We start from the raw sequence: 19830 nt of genomic DNA on the forward strand, positions 1-19830 counted from the left end.
AACTACTCCGTGGGATTAGGGCGACTGGCTTGGACAAATTCATCGGTCATGGCCAACATATTTTCTGACCAGTTGGGGGCGAGGGGATCGAGGGGCACCACCTCGGCGTTAATTTCCTGGGCGATCGCCTCGGCAGCTTGGACATTGAATTGATATTGCACGAAAATGGTGCGGATTTGCTTTTCCTTCGCGGTTTGGACGAGTTGGGCGAGTTCTGCGGCACTGGGTTCCTGGCCTTCGACTTCGATGGAGATTTGCTCTAGGTCGTAGTCCGCTGCAAAATAGCCCCAGGCAGGATGAAAGACCAAGAAGGTGCGATTTTCTAGGGGCGCTAACCGCTCGCGGATGGTTTGGTCGAGTTGATCCAGTTCCCCTAAAAACTGATTGAGATTATCAGCATAGATGGTTTCGCCGTCGGGGTCGAGTTGGACGAGCAGTTGATAAATACTTTCGGCCTGCTGTTTAACCCGCTGGGGAGACAGCCAAATGTGGGGATCGAGTAGTTCGCCTTCGTGGTCATGGCTGTGGCTGTGACCGTCGTCGCCATGGTGGTGGTGATCGGCGAGGGGTAATTTTTCGATGCCCTCAGCGGTGTCTAACCAAGTCATTTCTCGATTGGCGGAGCGGAGGCGATCGCCCCACACTTCTTCAAAAAAGATGCCAATGCCAATGTAGGCGTCGGCCTCACTGAGATCCTTTAACTGCTGGGGTTTGGGTTCATAATTTTCTGCTTCGATCCCAGGGCCAACCAAGGTTGAAACCTGGACGCGATCGCCACCAATTTTTTCGACGAAATATTGCTGGGGTAGAACACTAACGGTAATCTTCAGGGGTTCCTGCTGGGGGGTCGTTGCCTCTGGGGTTACGGGGCTAGAAGTGGATGTTTCCGTCTGGGTAGCGGGGTCTGCACCACAACCGAAGAGGAGCCCCAGACAGCTTAGGGCCGCGAGGGAAAAAGTTATTGGCGATCGCACGTTCGTTTCTCGCTTTTCTTGAAATGATAATCGTTCTTATTTTAAGAGAAAGGCGATCGCCCCGTAAACCCCCAAGCCCTAAGGAGCAAGTTTCGCCATGGTGAGATAGCCACCAATGGAGGGTAGTGCCGGTAAATAAAATTCTTTGAGGGTCTCCACCTGAAAGCCCGCCGCCTTGAGGAGCGCCCCCATCGGTCGGTTTAAATTACAGCCGCCGCCGCAACAGTTCATTACGCCATTTAGCCGATGTTGCCATTGGGCGATCGCCCCGTCCGGACTCAAGCCATGTTCTAGGGTCAAAAAGTAGCCATCTTTTTTCAGGACACGACGAATTTCCCGGAGCACTTGGGCAGGTTCCTGCACCGTACAAAGGGTAAAAGTGCTCACTACTGTATCAAAACAGCGGTCTTCAAAGGGGAGCGCTTCTCCCCGCAGGCCATGCCACTCGACCCGTAACCCCGATTGACGAATCCGCTGCTCGACCCGTTGTTGTAGCATTCTTTCCGGCTCTACGACATGCAACGTTTCTACTCCCCCTGGGTAATGGGGAAGATTGGCCCCGGTACCAAAGCCAATTTCTAGGACGTTGCCCCGGGCCGCCTGGAGTAATGTTTGCCGTTGTTGGGCGATCGCCTGGCGATGCATCACATAATCCAGTAAAGAAGGAAGAATAAAGCGGTTGTAAATATGCATATTTTTTTCCGTAGCCTTGGCCACACCCCCATGATTTTATTGCGAGGTGGGGTGATGATCAGTATTTTTACTTAAGAAATATTTTCTTTTTTGATGATGCCATGATTAAAAATATGAACAATATGACTTTTAAAAAATTGAGAAAAGTCATACCCTAAACGCCAACATTTTCATGGTCACCATTTGAGAAAACGGCTGATTTTCGAGTCATCGACCGCTAAACTCTTTATTTTTTAAAATGTAAATTAAGTTCTATAATTCTAAAATTCCACTGTCTTAAAATGTAGGCATCTCCAACCAATCAAAAGCAGCATTACCTATTCCCCATCGATTTCTTAAAGTGAGCCTTAACCTAGGCCCCTGACCACTGCATCTAAACCCGGTATTTATGGAAACTCTCATTCAAACCCTAATCCAGGCGGGGCTTTTAAGTGATACCCAAGCCCAAGTGGTGCGATATGACCGAGAGTTGCATCCAGAAATGTCCCTCGGCGAAATTCTCGCGCTCCGGGGTTGGGCAGTCGAAGAAACCATTGATTTTTTTGAACTGCTTTGGGAAATGCGTCACACACAGCCCGAACGGAAAAATATTGGTCAATATCTGCTGGAAGCCCACCTCATTGACGAAGAACAGCTAGAGGATATTCTAGCTGCCCAAAAACATGATGCCTGGGGACGCTCTCTGCGCTTCGGGGAAATTGCGGTATTAAAGGGCTATGTCAATCAACATACGATTCATTTTTTCATTGAACATTTGTTCCCGGATCAGTTGCACGCCACCAACAAAACCCCCTTCGCTCGGACTTCCTTGACCTCTCGTCCCGCGAAAAAGCCTACGCCGCCACGGAACAGAGCGACATCAAAAGAAACCCTGCCCCAAAAACCACCGAAACAGGCTCCCCCCAAGCCTTCCAAAAAACTTTTGAACCGCCAGGCAGCGAAAAAAACAAACCCCCAACTCAACCCACCGAAAAAGCCCGCCTTTAATCCGGAGGAAGCCTTTGCGACCAGTTTTGATTTGATGAATGCCGAAGACTTTGACCCCAAACAGCTTTGACACAGTCGTCTCAGCCAATGCCCTCTACACCGGCATCAAAATCAGACCACGGCAGGAGATTGCTAAATTCCGTAATAGTTGTGGGAGTAAAACCTTAGCAAAGGTTACGATTAAGTTAATTTTTCTGGCAACAGAGGGTTGAGTTTAGTGGGATAGATACAGTGCGGTCTTATTTGATGTAAATCGTCAAAGTTCTTGTTTGTCATCCAACCCTAGCCCAGAAATTACGAGCTGCAACGCATGGTCAATATTCCAGTGAACTTTGCTGCCCTCAAGGCCCAGATTATTGATCCGAGTCGAATGCCAACTTTTCCGCCGACGGCGGCGATCGCCGATGTGTTGGCGGGGTTTCGACCGTGGACAGTGCCCCAGTGTGTCGGGTTGCAGATGGTGGCCCCCTGTGTGCCGATTGTGCAGGCCGATCAATTGCAGGGTTTGGTTTCGCCCCAAACGGTTTTGAAGCTGATTACGGAAGATGTTGATTTGAGGCAGACCCTGGCACGAGATGTGATGACGGCTCCCCCCAAGGCGATCGCCCTGGCAGATCTAGAGTATCCCTGGGTCGGCCTCGACCGTATGCACCAGGAGCAGCGGGATCTCCTGCCGGTGCAGGGAGAGAACGGATTTTGGCTTGGTTTTGTGGAACGTCTTTCCCTCCAGCGCCTCCTGTGGTCGGAGCCTCTCCTGCAAATGCGACAAGTCCAGAATGTGATGGTGACGGATTTGTCCTTGATGCCTTCCCATAGCACCCTGTTGATGGCGGCCCATCGTTTACACCAGAAGCAACAGTCCCTCCTGATGGTTATGGAAAAAGCCAGTGCCATGACTGCTCCCTCATCCAATGGCTTGTGGGCAGTGACCCTATGGGATGTTTTGCGGGGCTATGGTAAGGGGAAAGAAGGTCTCACAACGGCGATCGCCACGGAGGGGAGCCATGATTTTCAGCGGGTCAAACCCACGGACTCTCTTTGGTCAGTGGCGGCCCATTTAGTCGAAACCAATGGCAGTTGGGCCGCTGTGGTTGACGAAGAAGAACAACTGTTGGGGAAGGTTTCTTGGCGAGAAATTTTGCAGGTCTTAGATCCCGTTGCCCTCCATTGGCAAACCCATAGCCTCCAACAACGCTTAGACCAAGTGGCCCGGCGTCCCCAAAAGGCGATCGCCCAGGTTGCGGCCCTAGAACCCCACCCACAAGGATTGCCCCAACGGGTGCTCTTGGTCGAAGGCCTTGCCACCGAGTCGGTGATCCTCCAGCATCTGTTGCACCCCCCCCTGGGCAGTACCCTAACCTTTCAAGTGACCCAGGTGGACAGTCTGCCCCAGGCGATCGCCCAATTAAAAACGGACACCTACGACCTGATTATTTTCGATGTCAACATCGTTTCTTCTGGCAAATTAGAAGCCTTTATGCGCTTACAAAACAGCGCCGCCCAACGACCTATTTTGTTACTCACCGATGATCGCCAAGAAGATATCCAACTGGCCCACCAATGCATCGAGCTGGGTGCCCAAGATTACCTCCTGCGGAGTCTGTGCGCGGGAGAATCCCAAACGGAGCGGGAAATTTTGATGCGTTCGGTGCGCTATGTCCTCGAAACAGCAGGAGCCAAACGTTCTCTCCAGCAGCAGGATCAACGACTGCAAAATTTAAATCAACAACTAAAGGCAGAAAAGACTGCTAAACAGGCGATCGCCCAACAACTGAAGCTGACCGATGGCCAGATGAAAGCCCTGTTTGAAGCGATCACCGACATTGTCTTTGTGATCAATCCCCAAACTTGGAAAATCAAGCAGGTGACCGCTCCCCAGAATAACCATTGCTGTGGCCCCCTAGATCTCTGCCAAGGGACTTACCAGTTTTTACAAACGCACCAAAGCCGCCTCACGCCATACCTTCATCAGGCGATCGCCAAAGGCACCACCCCAGACCATGAACCCTTGTCAGGGGAAAGCGTGAAGTATGAATATTCCCTGCAGCCAGATCCCCACCTCGCCCCCGTGTGGTTTGTCGCCAAAATCGTCGCCATTAACCAGCAGCAAGTGGTTTGGGCCGCTCACGATGTCACCCCCTTCAAACTCTCCCAACAAAAGCTGATCACCGATCAAGAAAACCTCACTACCATCATCCAAGAGCGCACCAGGGAACTCAAAGCCCTCAATGCAACCCTCAACACCGAAATTCAGCAACGGAAGCTCACGGAGGTAGAACTCCGCCAGGAATAGGATTTCCTCGAAACCCTATTTGACCTCACCCCGGCCCTATTCATGGTGCTGAACCGGGAGGGGCGCATTATCCGGTTTAACCCGGCCTGTGAGCAACTTACGGGCTATCAATTTACCGAGGTGGCCCACCAGTACCTCTGGGATCTGTTGTTATGGGATCGTTATGATGTCGCGGAGATTGTCCAGGAATTTCAACGCCTCCTCCAACAAAAAAAGCCCCGTACCTACGAGGTAGATTGGCGCGCTAAATCGGGGAAAGTTCACCACCTGCGTTGGTCCCATGGCGTTCTTTTGGATAAACAAGGGAACGTCCATTATGTGATCGCCACGGGGATGGATATGAGCGATCGCCAAGCCTTTGAAACCACCCTCAAAACCCTCAACCAAGAGCTAGAGTTCCGGGTGGAACAGCGCACCCGTGTGCTCGAAAATATCGAACAAAATCTGCGGCGTCAGTTGGCGGCGGTGGATGCGGCGGTGGATGCGATCGCCATTTTGCAGCGGGAAGAATTCATCTCAGTCAATCCCGCTTTTTTAGAACTGTTTGACTATCCCCACCGCTTAAGTTTGACAGGGCATTCCTGGAAAGAAGTGCTGTTTGCCCCCAGTGAGCAAAAACGCTTAGAAAAAGACATTCTCCCCCACCTCAATCGCCACAAATCTTGGCAAGGAGAGGCGATCGCCCAACGCCAAAATGGTCAGACTTTCACCCAAGAAATTTCCCTGACCATCACCAGTGACGGCGACTACATTTGCGTCTGTCGAGACATCACCGCCCGGAATCGCGCCGCCCTCAAAATCCGTGAGACCGAAGCCCTCCTCCGTTCCCAATATCGCAACTTTCCCATTCCCACCTATACCTGGCAGCACCGTCAGGGAAACTTTTACCTCATTGACTACAACAGTGCCGCCGAGATCGCCAACGATGGCTCCCTCCAGGATTTTCTCCATTGCCCCAGCCATGCCATTTACGGCGCAGACCACGCGATTCATCAGAATATTCGCCGCTGTTTCGACTTTAAAACGACCTTTGAAGAGGCGCTGCAAATTCCCTCCCCCGATGACCCTGAGGCATTTCAACGCTATTTTCTGGCCACTTATATTTATATCCAGCCGGATCTGGTGATGGTACACACCCAAGACCTCACGGAGCGCAAACGGGCCGAACGGGATCTACAACAGAGTCAAATCTTTTTGCGTCTGGTCATCGATAACAATCCCAACTTAATTTTTGTCAAAGATAAAGATGGTCGTTTTTTGTTGGTGAATCAGGCGATGGCGAATTTCTATGGCACCACGGTCAATGAATTAGTCGGGAAACGAGAATGTGATCTACATCCCGACTCTGAGGAAGCGGACTGTTTTATCCAGGCCGATCAGCAGGTGCTCCGGGAACAAAAAATCGTGGTCATTGACGAAGCGAAGGCGACGGATTTCCTGGGGGCGACCCGTTATTTTCGGACGGTGAAACTGCCCCTCCAACTCCCTGGCGATCGCCCCCAATATCAAGTGTTGGGCGTGGCTTCAGAAATTACCCAACAGCGCCGGGCCAAACGGGAGCTCGAAAAAGCCCTCACCCAGGAACGGGAACTCAACCACCTGAAAACCCGCTTCATTGATACCGCCTCCCACGAGTTCCGCACGCCCCTAACGGTGATCCTCGGTGCGGCCCAAATCCTCAGTGCTTACCATGACCATCTCCCCGAAGCGCGGCGATCGCAATATCTCAACAACATTGAAGATAGCGTGATCCGACTGCGACAACTGATCGATGATCTACTGACCATGAGTCGCCTCGAAGCTGGAAAACTGGGTTGCCAACGCCAAGCGGTGGATATTGTGACCCTCTGCCAAGATCTCATCGCCGAACTCAAAATTGGCCTTGGGAAGCAGCATCATTTCAACCTTGAGACCACCGGGGCGATCGCCGCTCCCCTGGCCCTCGACCCCAATTTGTTGCAACACATCCTGAATAATCTCCTCGGTAATGCCTGTAAATATTCAGCCCCCGGCACCACGGTGACCGTCCAGTTAGGCAGCAGTGCCGAAGCGTTGACCCTAAGCATCATTGACCAAGGGGTCGGCATTCCCCCAGAAGACCAACCCCACATTTTTGAATCTTTCTACCGGGCCAGTAATACCCAAAATATCCCCGGCACAGGTCTCGGCCTCAATATCGTGAAAGAATATGTGCAACTCCACGGCGGCCAGATCGAACTCACAAGCCAACTCAGCAAAGGCAGTCAGTTTACGGTAACCATTCCCCTCGCCGAGGGCAGCCCTGAAACAGCCAGAAACTGAGCAAGTTTCCCAGTCGATCCGGTTGCAAGTAGGGCAGTAGAACGCCTAGGTCAAGAAAAATTAACGGCGATCGCCCCTGGGAGCGGTAGAGAAGGGAACGGATCAAGTAAGATTGAGCAGCAGAAGTTACGCATATATCAAAGGTCAATCCGCCCATGTCTCTTGTGAAAGCAAAACCCGCCCTCCTTGTTTTAGCCGATGGCACCACTTACCACGGACGGTCATTTGGCGCGACAGGTACCACCTTTGGGGAAGTCGTTTTTAATACAGGCATGACGGGCTACCAAGAAGTCCTCACCGATCCCAGTTATCGTGGTCAGATTGTGACTTTTACCTATCCGGAGCTGGGCAATACTGGCGTAACTCCTGAGGATGAAGAATCCAGCCGTCCCCAAGTGAAAGGGGCGATCGCCCGGAACATTGCTCCCCGACCGAGTAATTGGCGTTCTACCCAAGCCCTACCCGATTATCTCAAAGAGCACCAAGTTGTGGGCATCTATGGCATTGATACGCGGGATCTAACCCGTCGCCTGCGGGTATCTGGGGCGATGAATGGCGCGATCTCCACAGAAATCCTTGACCCCGAAGAACTTCTCCGCCAACTCCAAGACGTCCCCTCCATGGAAGGCCAAAACCTCGTCAAGGATGTCACCACCGCTAGCGTTTACGAATGGACTGAAATTACCGATCGCCATTGGGAATTTAGCAGTAGCGCAACCGAAGCCCAGGAACTCACCGTCGTTGCCATTGACTTTGGTGTGAAACGCAATATTCTGCGCCGTTTGGCGAGTTATGGCTGCCGGGTGATCGTTGTTCCCGCCGACACCCCCGCCGAAAAAATCCTTGCCTATAATCCCGATGGCATTTTCCTTTCCAATGGCCCTGGGGATCCAGCCGCCGTCACCGAAGGCATCGCCACGGTTAAAGATATTCTTAAGGCTGAAAAACCCACCTTCGGCATTTGCATGGGACACCAAATTCTGGGGCTTTCGTTAGGGGCCGAAACCTTTAAACTCAAATTTGGCCACCGGGGTCTCAACCAACCCGCTGGTCTCAAGCAAAAGCAGATTGAAATTACCAGCCAAAACCATGGGTTTGCGATCGCCGAAGCCTCCCTCGCCGAAGATGTCGCCATTACCCACCTCAACCTCAATGACCGCACCGTTGCTGGCTTAGAACATAAAACCTTGCCTTTCTTCTCGGTACAGTATCACCCTGAAGCGAGCCCCGGCCCCCACGATGCCGACTACCTCTTTGAAAAATTTGTGCGTTCCATGAAAGCCCACAAAAATACCTAAAGGCGACGGTACCGCATCCCTGGCAGTTGGGTAATGAATCCTTCGAGTTCCCATTGCAATAGGGTCGCCGAAACCTGATCTGCCCCCATGCCAGACTGGACAACGATCAAATCAAAGGCCGTGGGTTCAGGGGCGATCGCCTGCCAAAGGGGAAGTAACTCTGGGGAAATTTGCCGAAAATCTGTGCTGGGCTGCGGGGTCGGCTCAACCACTGGCTCTGGGAATGACAAACTAAGCTGGGGAGAAGCTTCATCCAACTGGGGCAGTCCGCCCAACTCCTCGATCAGTTGTGTCTCCCCTAAAATCATGCCCGCTCCCCGCCGAATCAAGTCCAAACACCCCGTGGCCGCTTGCTGTTCGGGGGAATTGGGCAGGGCATAAACCTCACGGTTAAAATCCATCGCGTAATGGGCCGTAATGAGGGAACCAGAACGGCTGGGGGCTTCCATGACCAGGGTCGCCCTGGTCAACCCGGCAATAATCCGGTTTCGGGCGGGAAAATGGCTCCGGTCTGGTCGCGTCCCCGCCGGATATTCACTCAAAATTAAGCCCTGGGCCAGGATCTCGTTGTATAAATTGCGGTGGCTCGCGGGATAGATTTGATCAATGCCAGTTCCTAGGACGGCAATGGTGCGTCCCCCCGTTTTGAGGCAAGCACTGTGGGCAACACCATCAACGCCTTGGGCCATACCCGACACAATCGAAAAGCCCACCTGGGCGAGGGCCTGGCTAATGCGCGCTGTCCAACGTTTACCATGCTCCGAAGGATGCCTTGTACCCACCATGGCGATCGCCGGAATTTGGCCTTGATTTTCTAACAGCTTGACTTGGCCTTGGTAATAGAGCAACGGTGGCGGACTGGGAATTTCTAACAATAACTTTGGGTACTCTGGATCCGCTGGCGTCCAAAATTGCGGATTTTTCTCAAGGTGCTCATGGTAAATACGCTCTGGATCAAGGGGCGATCGCCCAGCCAAAATCAGGCGAATCAACTTATCCCCTAAACCATCCACTGCCCCCAACTCCTGGCCAGAAGCCTGCCAAGCTCGTTCCATGGAGCCGAAACAGTGCCAAATTTTTTTGAGGCGACTTGGGCCGACCCCCTTGATTTGTGACCAGGCCACCCAGTAATGCTGTTCCATCTTGATGACTAATTTAATTAAAAAATAAAAATGTATTGAGAAGAAGTTGCAGTAGCTGCTAAAATCACCATTACCTTGGAAAACATAACATCATCTCTCGATTACAACGCTTTATGAAATCCCGTTCCCTGTCCCTCTGCGGACTTTTTCTTGGCTTGGCGATCGCCACCGGTTGTACCCCAGCTACCAATAACAATGGTGCCACCGATACGACCACTGATCCTGGTACTCCCTCCAGCGAAGCAACCGGCGAAATTAACCTTTACTCTTCGCGGCACTACGACAGCGACGCAGAATTATACGAAGCATTTTCCGAAGCTACCGGCATTGAGGTGAATCTCATTGAAGGCAGTGACGACGAACTCCTAGAACGCATCAGAACCGAGGGCGAAAATAGTCCCGCCGATGTCCTGATCACAGTAGACGTGGCGAGACTCTGGCGTGCCCAACAGGATGGTTTACTGCAACCCACAGAGTCCGAAGTGCTGACCAGTGCCATTCCCGAAAATCTGCGCAGTAGCGACAATACCTGGTTTGGTCTGACAAAACGGGCACGGATTATCGTGTACAACACCGAAACCGTTGATCCGGCTGAACTGTCCACCTACGAAGACCTTGCTGATCCGAAATGGGAAGGTCGGGTTTGTGTCCGCAGCTCCAGCAACACCTATAACCAGTCCCTCGTGGCTGCGAAAATTGTCGAAAAAGGTGCTGAAGCCACCGAAGAATGGGTACAAGGTTTAGTGGCGAACTTCGCCCGTGAGCCGGAAGGGAACGATACCGCCCAAATTCAAGCTGTCGCTTCTGGGGTTTGTGATGTCGCCCTGGTCAATAGCTACTATGTCGCCCGTCTGCGTGCCTCTGAAGATCCCCAAGATCAAGAAATCGTGGCAAATATTGGGGCATTTTTCCCGAACCAAAACGAAGGCGAAGGTGGCACCCACATCAACATCAGTGGGGCTGGCATTATCGCCAATGCACCGAACGTCGAAGCAGCCCAAGAATTTTTGGAGTTTATGGTGACCCCAGAAGCCCAGGAAATTTTCGCCAACAATAATAATGAATATCCCGTGGTGGATACCGTTGCCCCCAATGACGTGGTGGCCCAGTTTGGCGACTGGACAGCTTCGGATCTACCCCTCGAAAGTTTTGGTGAGCAAAATGCCGAAGCCGTCATGTTGATGGATCGCGCTGGTTGGAAATAGATCCGGCCCCCTGCACCATTTGTTTTTCCTCTTATTGATGTACATAGCAATGATCTTCCTTCAAGACCTTTGGGGGAAGATTTTTTTTGCAAGAGGCTCCATCGAGGCCCGTTCATTTCTGTTATTTTTCAGGAGATTGACTTTTTCCCATAACCGCAATGAGGCGAAGATTTGATGGCGATCGCCACCGAAAGGAAACCAAAACCGAATCAGTTCCTCAGCAGATTATTCAGGATCACAAACATTAGCTATCCCCGGCGAAAATTGCCCCCAATCTCCAGGGCCGAGCCGCCCAAAAGCCCGCCTTATCCCAACGCCAAGCCCGCGCAAGTCTGACAAAAAACACATCGATTTTCCCGTAAAAAAACTTAATAGCATAAACCCGTAAAACCAGTTAACCTACGAAACTGAGCAGTCTTTTAATTTTGTTAACTTTCTTTAACAAACCTTTTAATATCTATTCATTTTCAGTAAGAACAAGGGACTTATTTCTATGGTCGCTAACCTAGCAACAATGTTGAGAGAGGGAACGAAAACTTCCCACACGATGGCGGAAAACGTTGGCTTCGTGAAATGCTTCCTGAAGGGAGTCGTGGAGAAAAAATCCTACCGGAAGCTTGTGGCAGACCTTTACTATGTTTACTCAGCGATGGAAGAGGAGATGGAGCGCCTCAAGGATCATCCCGTCGTCTCCCAAATTTATTTCCCTGAGTTAAACCGTAAACAAAGTCTCGAAACGGATCTACGCTATTATTTTGGCCCCAATTGGCAGGCCGAAGCAAAAATTACTCCCGCTGGTCAGGCTTATGTGGACCGCATCCATGAAGTGGCCCAGACCGCACCGGAACTCTTAGTCAGCCATTCCTACACCCGCTACCTGGGCGATCTCTCCGGGGGACAAATCCTCAAGAAAATTGCCCAAAACGCGATGAACCTCGACGGCGAAGGGACGGCCTTCTATGAGTTTGAGAATATCTCTGACGAAAAGGCCTTTAAAGACAAGTACCGGGCGGCAATGAACAGCTTGGATGTGCCGGAAGAAACGGCAGAGCAAATTGTCCAGGAAGCTAATGATGCCTTTGGCATGAATATGAATATGTTCAAGGAGCTAGAAGGAAACCTCGTTAAGGCCATTGGTGTAATGCTTTTCAATACCTTGACCCGTCGCCGCACCAAGGGCAGCACCGACGCTGATCTATCCCCGGCGAGCAACTAACAAGTTTCGTCTAAACCTCAAACAATGAATTCCTCAGTCGCGGTTGTGATTGGGGAATTTTTTTTAGCTATGGGTTTTGGGAAGCGGGAGGATTGGTCTCTGTATCAGTGGTTTGGTTACTTTGGTTTTGGTTCGAGGTTTGGCGATCGCCACGGGCAGTGGCAGCAGATAGACCCTCGCCTTGGTAGCCGAAATACCACAGGGCGATCGCCGCTTCCTGTTGAGTGACCGTTTTTTGGGGTTGGAAGAGGGTGGTATAGCCAAATACCCGCCGCACATTGGCTTGGTCACCGTTTTGAAAGTCCACGTAGAGGGCTTGGAGGGCTCTGGTGTCAATTTTGGCGGCATCCTGAAAGCCCCAGGTTTCGGCGATATTATCGAGGCTGGTTTGGGGCAGAGCCTGGCGACGGTCGAGGGGCACTTTCCAGGCGATCAGGCTTTCCCGGGTGAGGGGGGCATCGGGGCGAAAGGTGGTAATGGTGTCGTTGGTGAGGCTTGAGGGAATAATGCCGGCTTCGGCCAAGCCTTGAATGAACGGAAAGTCGGGGTCGTTGGCCGGTACATCGGTGAAGATGGGTTTACTGCTGGCATTGGCGCGGCGAATTTGTTGGTTTTGGCGATCGCCATAGATCGCGTTGTGGGCCTTGAAGAGCCAGCGGGCAAATTGGCGTCTGGTGATCACCGTATCGGCCTGAAAATCCGCAGCGGTAAAAACCTGGAGGGCAACGAGATCTTGTACCTGGGTAGGAAGTTCCGCATTTGCGTTATCGGTCGGTACTGGATCGTTAGTCCCGGTGGTGCTTAAAGTTCGGTAACTGAGGACGAAGGTGGTGCCTACAACGGCTTGGTCAGAGTTATTCGCTGTGGGAGAAGTGGCTTCTGACAAAGACAGGGTTACTTCTAGGTCGCTGGTGCGGGCGACAATTTCTAAAAGGTTATCCGTCGCGGCAGTGGGGGACGCGACAATTTCCCAGGGAGCTTCGCCAAAGGCTTTACGGTAAAAGGCTTCGAGGCTCTGGACATTATCGGCGATCGCCCAGACGGTGGTCTTGTCTTCTGCTTGAATGAGGGTTGCTTCGGGATAGAGGGGAATTTCTGCCGGAAAATCAGTCGGTAAGGACGAATCTGCTGGGGGGTCGGTTTCAGCGGCCTGTTCCTGTTGTTCTACGAGGCGCGGATCGGGGGCTAGACTCTCTTCTAAATTGCCCAACTGGGCACAGCCCCCCAAGAGAACCAATAACCCACCCAAAAGTCCAAATTTTTGCCAACTGTACTGCACGCCTGGTTTGCCGCTAAATTCACATCGTTTGTGATCGTAGCGTATTCCCTCGCTCGGTTGGCGATCGCCTTTTTGGAAAATCGAGTTTTAAAATCCCTGAAAAAATTATGCCCCTTCAGAATCTTTTGCCTCCTTGGGCAGCGGGACAAAAGTAGTGGGTAGCGGCGAGGTTTCAGAGGATGTTGTCGTTGTCTTTTTCTCCTTTAACTCAGCCAGGAGAGTTTCCACATTTTGCAACACCTCGTTATTGCTGGTGTCTGCATCGTTATCCTGCAACAGGCTTTTCACCTGGGCCAACAGCGTCCCCAGCTTACCGTCTTCTAAAAGACCATTGACCAACGACAAACCGCTCGTCGAGAGCAACAATTTATTAATCTCCCCCAGGCCAGCCCCATCGCCATTGGTGCCCGGAAAGGCAAATACTTTTGCATCGCCCAGGACGCCGGGTTGGGGAGCGAGGGACTTCATAATGTCTGGCAGTTGGTCGGCGAGGGTCGGTAAAAAGAGCTTCATCAATTCCGCAGTGCGGTTGGCATTGCTCAGGGCATTTTCTGCTTCGATTAGAGCCTGTTTCCCCTGGGCCTCGGCGAGGGCTTGGTAGCGGTTGGCATCGGCCAGGGTGCGGATCGATTCGGCCTCTAGTTCCGCCGCTTGACGGGCAATTTCTGCTTGACGTCGCCGCCGGAACACATCAATTTCCACCACGTTTTGGTCAGCGATGCGTTTTTGATCGGCTTCTTTTTCGGCATCAATAATTGCCAGGCGTTGTTCCCGGTTGGCCTGTTCGACGGCCTTGGAGGTGGCCACAGCTTCTTCGGCCCGGGTGCGTTCGGCCTCGGCGGCGAGGCGTTCTTTTTCTTTATTGGCAATGGCGATCGCCGCCTGTTGTTGAGCAATTTTTGCTTCTTCTTCCGCCTCCGCCATGGCAATTTTGAGGGCTTTATTTTGCTGCTCTAGGGAAATATCGGCGGCAATTTGGTTTTGCTGAATTGAGAGTTTCTGTTGAATTTTTTCCTCTTCGACGGCCTTTTCCTGGAGGATACGATTTCGTTCAATCTTGGCTAGCTCTTGATCCTGGGATGCCTGAATTTCCTGGGCCTGTTGCGCCTTGAGAAACTCAATTTCCTTCGCCTGATTTAACTTAGCTTCTTCCTTCGCCTTCGCAAGCTTCAGGGATTTTTGTTCGGCGGCCAATTCCTGTTCTTCGATTTCTACCTTGGTGTTGAGTTCTAGCTCCCGCTTTTCCTTCAGCACCGTTAACTCAACGTCGAGTTTTTGTTTAATGGATTTTTGGATTGTTTCCGTGCGGAGGCGGACCCCTTGGGCATCGAAGAAATTATTTTCATCGTAGGTGTCGCTTTCTTCGATTTCAGAAATGGCAATATTGTTGAGGGTCAGCCCTACTTTCTTGAGATCCTGCTGAATTAGATTCAAAACCTCGTCAGCAAATCCCAGTTTGTCAGAATCAATTTCGGCAATGCTTTTGCGTTTAGCGGCGGCCCGAATTGCGTCATCGGCTCGTTTCTCCAGGGCTTCTTTGATATCTGCTTCGGAAATGCGTCCCTGCTTGGATAACCGGGCGGCGGCGACTAAAACATCTTCTTCATTGGCATTGATACAAACGTAAAATGTGACTCGCATATTTGCCCGCAAGTAATCTTGGGTGCGGACAGCGAGGTTTCCAGTACGTTCGACATCGATGGAAATTTCCCGCAGCGGTACGCGAGTTAACTCGTGGAACCCCGGTAGAACAATGCAGCCCCCGTTGAGAATAACCGTTTTCTTTTTGCGAATGACGCCCCCGGTACGGACAAAGGCTTCGTTGTTGGGGGTAATGACATAGACCCTGGTGTAGGCCCAAATGCTCATCAAAAAGAGCACAATCAGGGTGACGATAATGCCTGGAAAGATCAACGCGCCACTAACGGGGAGTTGGGCGGGGGTCAGGGTGGCCGAGGCCGGGGAGGTGGGATGCGGATCAAGCCGCAGTGCCTGGGTGTCGATTTCGGAATCGAGTAACTCTACATCCATGGTGCTCAGTTCAGGCAGAGATTGGAGCAGGGTAAACCAAAACTTCATGGGGCACGCATCCTTTGGTAACGGGCATTCTGTTTTTATTTTGCCCGTGTCCCCTGGGAATCAAGCGATTCACGCAACAATATTTACATCTGTCCGATGAATGGGCTTTTTGCGATCGCCAGTTCCAAAAAAACAGTGCGGTAGGGAGCCCATGGCTATGTACAATGGAAAAACTGTTTGCTCTCCAGAGAGCTTTAGAGATATTTGTACGAGAGAGGACAAGAAAGGTTTATGAACGTTGGCGATCGCATCCGTGTTACGGCATCTGTCATTGTGTACAACCACCCCCAAAACCGGAAAAAAGCCTTTGATCTAAAAGGTATGGAAGGGACCATCGAAACGATTATCGGCCGCCCGATCACCGCAACGTTACCAATCAAAGTCCGGTTCGACCCGAAATATGCGGCCCACCTCCGGGAAGAGGAAATCGAAGTCATCTAAAACTCAGTCAGGGGCGATCGCCATGACGAGCAACTATCATTATCCAAAAACATCAAGAAGATTCTTGGTGTTTTTTTCTTTAAACCAAATCCTAAAACTGCTTAATACCATTTAGATCATAGGCATTTTTAATTTTTCCAATTTCTGTGCTAAGTCTGCCTATATGTCTACATACAATAGCATCGAAAAAAGCCGCAAAGTAACCGTGTTCAACAAATCGTTCACCATACTCTAGCTCAAAGTTTCCTGGCTGTTCTATAAACTTTCCAATGTGCTGTAAAACTTTTGTTTTCATCATGAAAGGCCGAAAAGAAAAGTGAGGCCAAAAGCAGTTAGTTAGTGAACCTTTAGGATATTTTTGTAAAAAATAATTGACATTTATTGAGTTTCTGCCGCCAGGAACATATTCATGGATAATATGCCTGATTGGTTCTTTGTTTAAGATTCCTCCTACAATATGTTGTTCATTTAGTAATTCCGTATAGTTTCGATTAAACATGACTTGGGCAAGATTCTCTTGGCTTTCTAAGATTGAAATCGCTTTTTCTATATAAGGCATGGATACTATAAATTCCCAGTCATCTTCGAGGTGTAACCAATAGTTACTATCTATCAAGTCAAATAAAAGATTCATACTTTGGGCATGACCTTTTTGCTTTTCGTCCTTGAAGATAAATTCAAAAAAAGGATATAGCTTTTGCATTTCGTTTCTATTTTCAGGAGATGAATTATCATCAATGCATATGAATTTATTGATTTTATATAAATCTTGACAGCAGTTTAGAAACGAATTTATTGTTCTTTTAAATAAATCAAGTCTTTTACATGAAGTAACAGTCAAAGTTACTGTACTTGATTTATTAAATCGAATTGCTTGACTAAGACTATTAAGTAGAAGTGATTCAATAATATCTTCGGGATATTTTGTTTTGATTTCTGCAATAACATCAACACAAAATGAGGCATTTTTTTCAACTCGTTGCCTATCTTTTTCTGGCAATAAATCCCCCAGTAAAAGTTTCTGACAAAGATTAAATGATTGTTTTTTATCACCAGTCCAAAATGCAGCAATGGCCGCTTCATCCATTGCTCTATAACGATAAGCCGAGTTTTCGAGAAACAAAGTATCATTTGGTTTCTTGATTTTTAGCGCTTGTTGAGCAAAGATATTTGCGAGGTGATATTTTTGTTTTTCTCGATAAAATCGAGCTAACTCTACTAATGGTTCTGCGCGACTGGGTCTAAACTGATAAGCAGCTAAATAAGCATTACATATTTTCTCTTCTGGCTCATCTAGGCGCTCATTTAATTTTGCAATTTGATATAGCGAATACCAGATTTCTTCGTTCCATCCGCCAATTTCTATACGTTTTCTGTATGTTTCTCTAGATTTTAATAAATTATTATTGTCTCTATAACTTTGAGCCAGATAAAATAAACTCCTCGAATTATTAGGATTTTGTTTTAGATCTTCGAGCAATAAGTCAATATCTCTCTGGAATTTTCCAGCCCGGTTAAAACCTGATGCATGATCGATAAACCACAATTCCTTTAGTTGTTTTGGCAGACACGATATTGACAAATATTCATGGGTTACACCTATATATTGAGCTTCTAAATTGGCTTGTATTAGTCTTGTATTGTAATACCATAGTTGGTTTCTTTGTTGGATACTGTAAGCTGGCTCGCAGAGTCTAGACTTAAAATTTATATCGTCAACAACCAGCTCCATATCTGCATCAGCAAATAAAATATAATCTTGAATAACGTGAGAGTTTTTTGCCTTTTTTAGTGCTTCATTTCGTGCCTGTTCCCAATTAATAAAGGGGAATTCATGTATTGTTCCAGGTATTTTGTTACTGTTGAAAATATTTTGGATTTTTTGTATTGTATCGTCGGTCGATCCTGTATCACAGATAACATATGAGTCAATCCAAGATAACATTGAATTTAAGCAGCGTTCAATGTTTTCTGATTCATTTTTAACGATCATATTTAAACATATTGTCGCCATCAGAAGCTCCTCAGAATACTTTTAGATATTTCTATATATTATTTCAAAGCTACCATTTGTCAATTATCAAATAAAAAAGCCTGTCCTTCAAAGACAGACTTGCTGAGTTCGTAAAAATTTAGACTTTTAATCGAATTCAAGTTGTAAGCCAGCACCAAAACCAAAGGTATTTCGATTGATCCCCCAACCTGCCGTAACACTAAAATCAATAACTGTTTTTTCTAGCGCTTCGTCGGGATCTGTAAAACGAAAGATTGCGCCAGCCGCAACAGCAGACTCTCCTTCAAAATTACCAAATCCCATGCCGAAAGAATATTTCTTGCCATAACTTAAACCACGAGTAGCATTGATCATGGCATAACCCATGGCAATACCGGAACGATTATCCAGGATTTCCTGTCTGTTCTGCTCAATTTGGTCTCTGTTGTTTTCAATCTTGCCATAGATGTTGTTAAGTGTTTCTTGATCGACTGCACCAGTCGCACCTGTAGGGCCAGTGGGGCCAGTATCGCCAGTGGTACCGGTCGCACCCGTAGCACCTTGAATACCCTGTTCACCTTGTTGACCTTGAGGGCCAGTGGGGCCAGTATCGCCAGTGGCACCGGTCGCACCCGTAGCACCTTGAATACCCTGTTCACCTTGTTGACCTTGAGGGCCAGTGGGGCCAGTATCGCCAGTGGCACCGGTCGCACCCGTAGCACCTTGAATACCCTGTTCACCTTGTTGACCCTGGGGGCCAGTGGGGCCAGTATCGCCAGTGGTACCGGTCGCACCCGTAGCACCTTGAATACCCTGTTCACCTTGTTGACCTTGAGGGCCAGTGGGGCCAGTATCGCCAGTGGCACCGGTCGCACCCGTAGCACCTTGAATACCCTGTTCACCTTGTTGACCTTGAGGGCCAGTGGGGCCAGTATCGCCAGTGGCACCGGTCGCACCCGTAGCACCTTGAATACCCTGTTCACCTTGTTGACCTTGAGGGCCAGTGGGGCCAGTATCGCCAGTGGCACCGGTCGCACCCGTAGCACCTTGAATACCCTGTTCACCTTGTTGACCTTGAGGGCCAGTGGGGCCAGTATCGCCAGTGGCACCGGTCGCACCCGTAGCACCTTGAATACCCTGTTCACCTTGTTGACCTTGAGGGCCAGTGGGGCCAGTATCGCCAGTGGCACCGGTCGCACCCGTAGCACCATCGAGATCACAAAAAGCTTGTCCTTGAATATTCCCAGCTTGATTGGGTTGTTCAACTTGAGTTACTTCAAAAACCCCATCATTATCTGTATCTGCGACATCGAAACACGTTGCTTCTTGACCTATTGTCTGTGCCATTATTGAGGATCTTTCTCGAAACGTTCCAGGAAGCAATGACTGTACAAAGTTTAAAACTACACCTGCAGAGGCATATAAAACAATTAATGAAAGCTTAGATTTTTTTGTAGACTGCATATTATCTAAAAGTGTTTATGGCTTTAATGGTTTGGCAAAACTGCTTAAGTTCTCGTGCTTTTAAATCCTCTAAATAATATTAATTTAAATCAATATTGCAACCCTGTGTAAATTTATATAAAGCACTCCATAAAACACGATAATGCTCGAATTCTTCATGGTTTCTTCATATAAGCTTTATGTGTTTTTTATATAGTCAAGAAAACTGATAGAGACTTTATGGACTTTATGACTTCTGGGATTAAAAATTATGGTACATGGCAAAAAAAACGGAGTTTTTTTCTAAATGCATTTTGTCAATGCGTTATTTGTCGCGATTTTAGGGTGCTCAGTGTAAGCTTTAAATTGCCAATTTTTGATCTCATGCATACAGTTTTGCTATTTACTAGCCAATATCTACGATGTGATATGACAAAGTCATTTCGCGTACCCCAAGCTTGAAATCAGGTTTAATAGAAAGGCTTC

14 protein-coding genes and 1 pseudogene are annotated in these 19830 nt (G+C 49.2%); 8 read left to right on the forward strand and 7 right to left on the reverse strand.

All coding sequences use genetic code 11. From position 1 onward, the window contains the following. Positions 1 to 2: 2 nt before the first annotated feature. Both AWQ22_RS12590 and AWQ22_RS12595 read right to left on the reverse strand, forming a co-directional pair. The gene (locus tag AWQ22_RS12590) at positions 3 to 932 is read right to left on the reverse strand and encodes a metal ABC transporter solute-binding protein, Zn/Mn family (protein WP_065711727.1); all 930 of its coding nucleotides are present in this window, start codon (positions 930 to 932) and stop codon (positions 3 to 5) included. A 120-nt stretch (positions 933 to 1052) separates the two neighbouring features. After that, on the reverse strand, positions 1053 to 1667 hold the full coding sequence (locus AWQ22_RS12595) for a class I SAM-dependent methyltransferase (RefSeq protein WP_065711728.1): 615 nt from the start codon (positions 1665 to 1667) through the stop codon (positions 1053 to 1055). Between the two features lie 388 nt (positions 1668 to 2055). Between AWQ22_RS12595 and AWQ22_RS12600 the strand changes: the two genes are divergently transcribed. The 5 genes and pseudogenes from AWQ22_RS12600 to carA all read left to right on the forward strand — a co-directional run bounded on the left by AWQ22_RS12600 (position 2056) and on the right by carA (position 8546). Beyond that, positions 2056 to 2724: a hypothetical protein gene (locus tag AWQ22_RS12600; protein ID WP_065711303.1), complete on the forward strand. Its 669-nt coding sequence runs from the start codon at positions 2056 to 2058 to the stop codon at positions 2722 to 2724. A 240-nt stretch (positions 2725 to 2964) separates the two neighbouring features. Further along, positions 2965 to 4947 (forward strand): response regulator, encoded by a 1983-nt coding sequence (locus tag AWQ22_RS12605; RefSeq protein ID WP_065711304.1) that lies wholly within the window; start codon positions 2965 to 2967, stop codon positions 4945 to 4947. A gap of 15 nt (positions 4948 to 4962) precedes the next feature. After that, positions 4963 to 5298: pseudogene (locus tag AWQ22_RS17445) on the forward strand (PAS domain-containing protein); the annotation flags it as partial. Then, positions 5287 to 7248 (forward strand): ATP-binding protein, encoded by a 1962-nt coding sequence (locus tag AWQ22_RS12610; RefSeq protein WP_339374701.1) that lies wholly within the window; start codon positions 5287 to 5289, stop codon positions 7246 to 7248. The pseudogene AWQ22_RS17445 and the gene AWQ22_RS12610, both read left to right, overlap by 12 nt. Positions 7249 to 7403: 155 nt before the next feature. Then, positions 7404 to 8546, forward strand: coding sequence for a glutamine-hydrolyzing carbamoyl-phosphate synthase small subunit (gene carA, locus AWQ22_RS12615; protein ID WP_030007620.1), 1143 nt, complete (start codon positions 7404 to 7406; stop codon positions 8544 to 8546). Here carA and dprA read toward each other — a convergent pair. Then, positions 8543 to 9688 (reverse strand): DNA-processing protein DprA, encoded by a 1146-nt coding sequence (gene dprA, locus AWQ22_RS12620; protein WP_065711306.1) that lies wholly within the window; start codon positions 9686 to 9688, stop codon positions 8543 to 8545. The genes carA and dprA overlap by 4 nt on opposite strands. Before the next feature lie 113 nt (positions 9689 to 9801). Between dprA and AWQ22_RS12625 the strand changes: the two genes are divergently transcribed. After that, positions 9802 to 10893 (forward strand): Fe(3+) ABC transporter substrate-binding protein, encoded by a 1092-nt coding sequence (locus AWQ22_RS12625; RefSeq protein WP_065711307.1) that lies wholly within the window; start codon positions 9802 to 9804, stop codon positions 10891 to 10893. 493 nt (positions 10894 to 11386) lie between these two features. Next, positions 11387 to 12109 (forward strand): heme oxygenase (biliverdin-producing), encoded by a 723-nt coding sequence (locus tag AWQ22_RS12630; protein WP_012308104.1) that lies wholly within the window; start codon positions 11387 to 11389, stop codon positions 12107 to 12109. A gap of 67 nt (positions 12110 to 12176) precedes the next feature. On the opposite strand, the gene AWQ22_RS12635 is transcribed toward AWQ22_RS12630, so the two are convergent. Together AWQ22_RS12635 and AWQ22_RS12640 are read right to left on the reverse strand one after the other, a co-directional pair. Beyond that, on the reverse strand, positions 12177 to 13388 hold the full coding sequence (locus AWQ22_RS12635; RefSeq protein WP_065711308.1) for an S-layer homology domain-containing protein: 1212 nt from the start codon (positions 13386 to 13388) through the stop codon (positions 12177 to 12179). A gap of 105 nt (positions 13389 to 13493) precedes the next feature. After that, positions 13494 to 15467, reverse strand: coding sequence for a flotillin family protein (locus tag AWQ22_RS12640; protein ID WP_065711309.1), 1974 nt, complete (start codon positions 15465 to 15467; stop codon positions 13494 to 13496). A gap of 231 nt (positions 15468 to 15698) precedes the next feature. Between AWQ22_RS12640 and AWQ22_RS12645 the strand changes: the two genes are divergently transcribed. Further along, entirely contained in the window at positions 15699 to 15908 is a 210-nt protein-coding gene (locus AWQ22_RS12645) for a ferredoxin-thioredoxin reductase variable chain (protein ID WP_012308107.1), read from the forward strand. A gap of 91 nt (positions 15909 to 15999) precedes the next feature. On the opposite strand, the gene AWQ22_RS12650 is transcribed toward AWQ22_RS12645, so the two are convergent. Next, positions 16000 to 17901 (reverse strand): glycosyltransferase, encoded by a 1902-nt coding sequence (locus AWQ22_RS12650; RefSeq protein ID WP_065711310.1) that lies wholly within the window; start codon positions 17899 to 17901, stop codon positions 16000 to 16002. A gap of 147 nt (positions 17902 to 18048) precedes the next feature. After that, positions 18049 to 19248, reverse strand: coding sequence for a YadA C-terminal domain-containing protein (locus AWQ22_RS17320; protein WP_065711311.1), 1200 nt, complete (start codon positions 19246 to 19248; stop codon positions 18049 to 18051). Between the last annotated feature and the right edge of the window lie 582 nt (positions 19249 to 19830).

It is taken from the genome of Picosynechococcus sp. PCC 7117, from assembly GCF_001693275.1.
GTDB lineage: Bacteria > Cyanobacteriota > Cyanobacteriia > Cyanobacteriales > MRBY01 > MRBY01.

Bases quoted from the DNA above. Each gene is read 5' to 3' on its own strand.
- AWQ22_RS12605 (WP_065711304.1), top strand. From the start codon at position 2,965: ATGGTCAATATTCCAGTGAACTTTGCTGCCCTCAAGGCCCAGATTATT.
- AWQ22_RS12610 (WP_339374701.1), top strand. From the start codon at position 5,287: ATGAGCGATCGCCAAGCCTTTGAAACCACCCTCAAAACCCTCAACCAA.
- carA (WP_030007620.1), top strand. From the start codon at position 7,404: ATGTCTCTTGTGAAAGCAAAACCCGCCCTCCTTGTTTTAGCCGATGGC.
- AWQ22_RS12645 (WP_012308107.1), top strand. From the start codon at position 15,699: ATGAACGTTGGCGATCGCATCCGTGTTACGGCATCTGTCATTGTGTAC.
- AWQ22_RS12625 (WP_065711307.1), top strand. From the start codon at position 9,802: ATGAAATCCCGTTCCCTGTCCCTCTGCGGACTTTTTCTTGGCTTGGCG.
- AWQ22_RS12595 (WP_065711728.1), bottom strand. From the start codon at position 1,667: ATGCATATTTACAACCGCTTTATTCTTCCTTCTTTACTGGATTATGTG.
- AWQ22_RS12650 (WP_065711310.1), bottom strand. From the start codon at position 17,901: ATGATCGTTAAAAATGAATCAGAAAACATTGAACGCTGCTTAAATTCA.
- dprA (WP_065711306.1), bottom strand. From the start codon at position 9,688: ATGGAACAGCATTACTGGGTGGCCTGGTCACAAATCAAGGGGGTCGGC.
- AWQ22_RS12630 (WP_012308104.1), top strand. From the start codon at position 11,387: ATGGTCGCTAACCTAGCAACAATGTTGAGAGAGGGAACGAAAACTTCC.
- AWQ22_RS12640 (WP_065711309.1), bottom strand. From the start codon at position 15,467: ATGAAGTTTTGGTTTACCCTGCTCCAATCTCTGCCTGAACTGAGCACC.
- AWQ22_RS17320 (WP_065711311.1), bottom strand. From the start codon at position 19,248: ATGGCACAGACAATAGGTCAAGAAGCAACGTGTTTCGATGTCGCAGAT.
- AWQ22_RS12600 (WP_065711303.1), top strand. From the start codon at position 2,056: ATGGAAACTCTCATTCAAACCCTAATCCAGGCGGGGCTTTTAAGTGAT.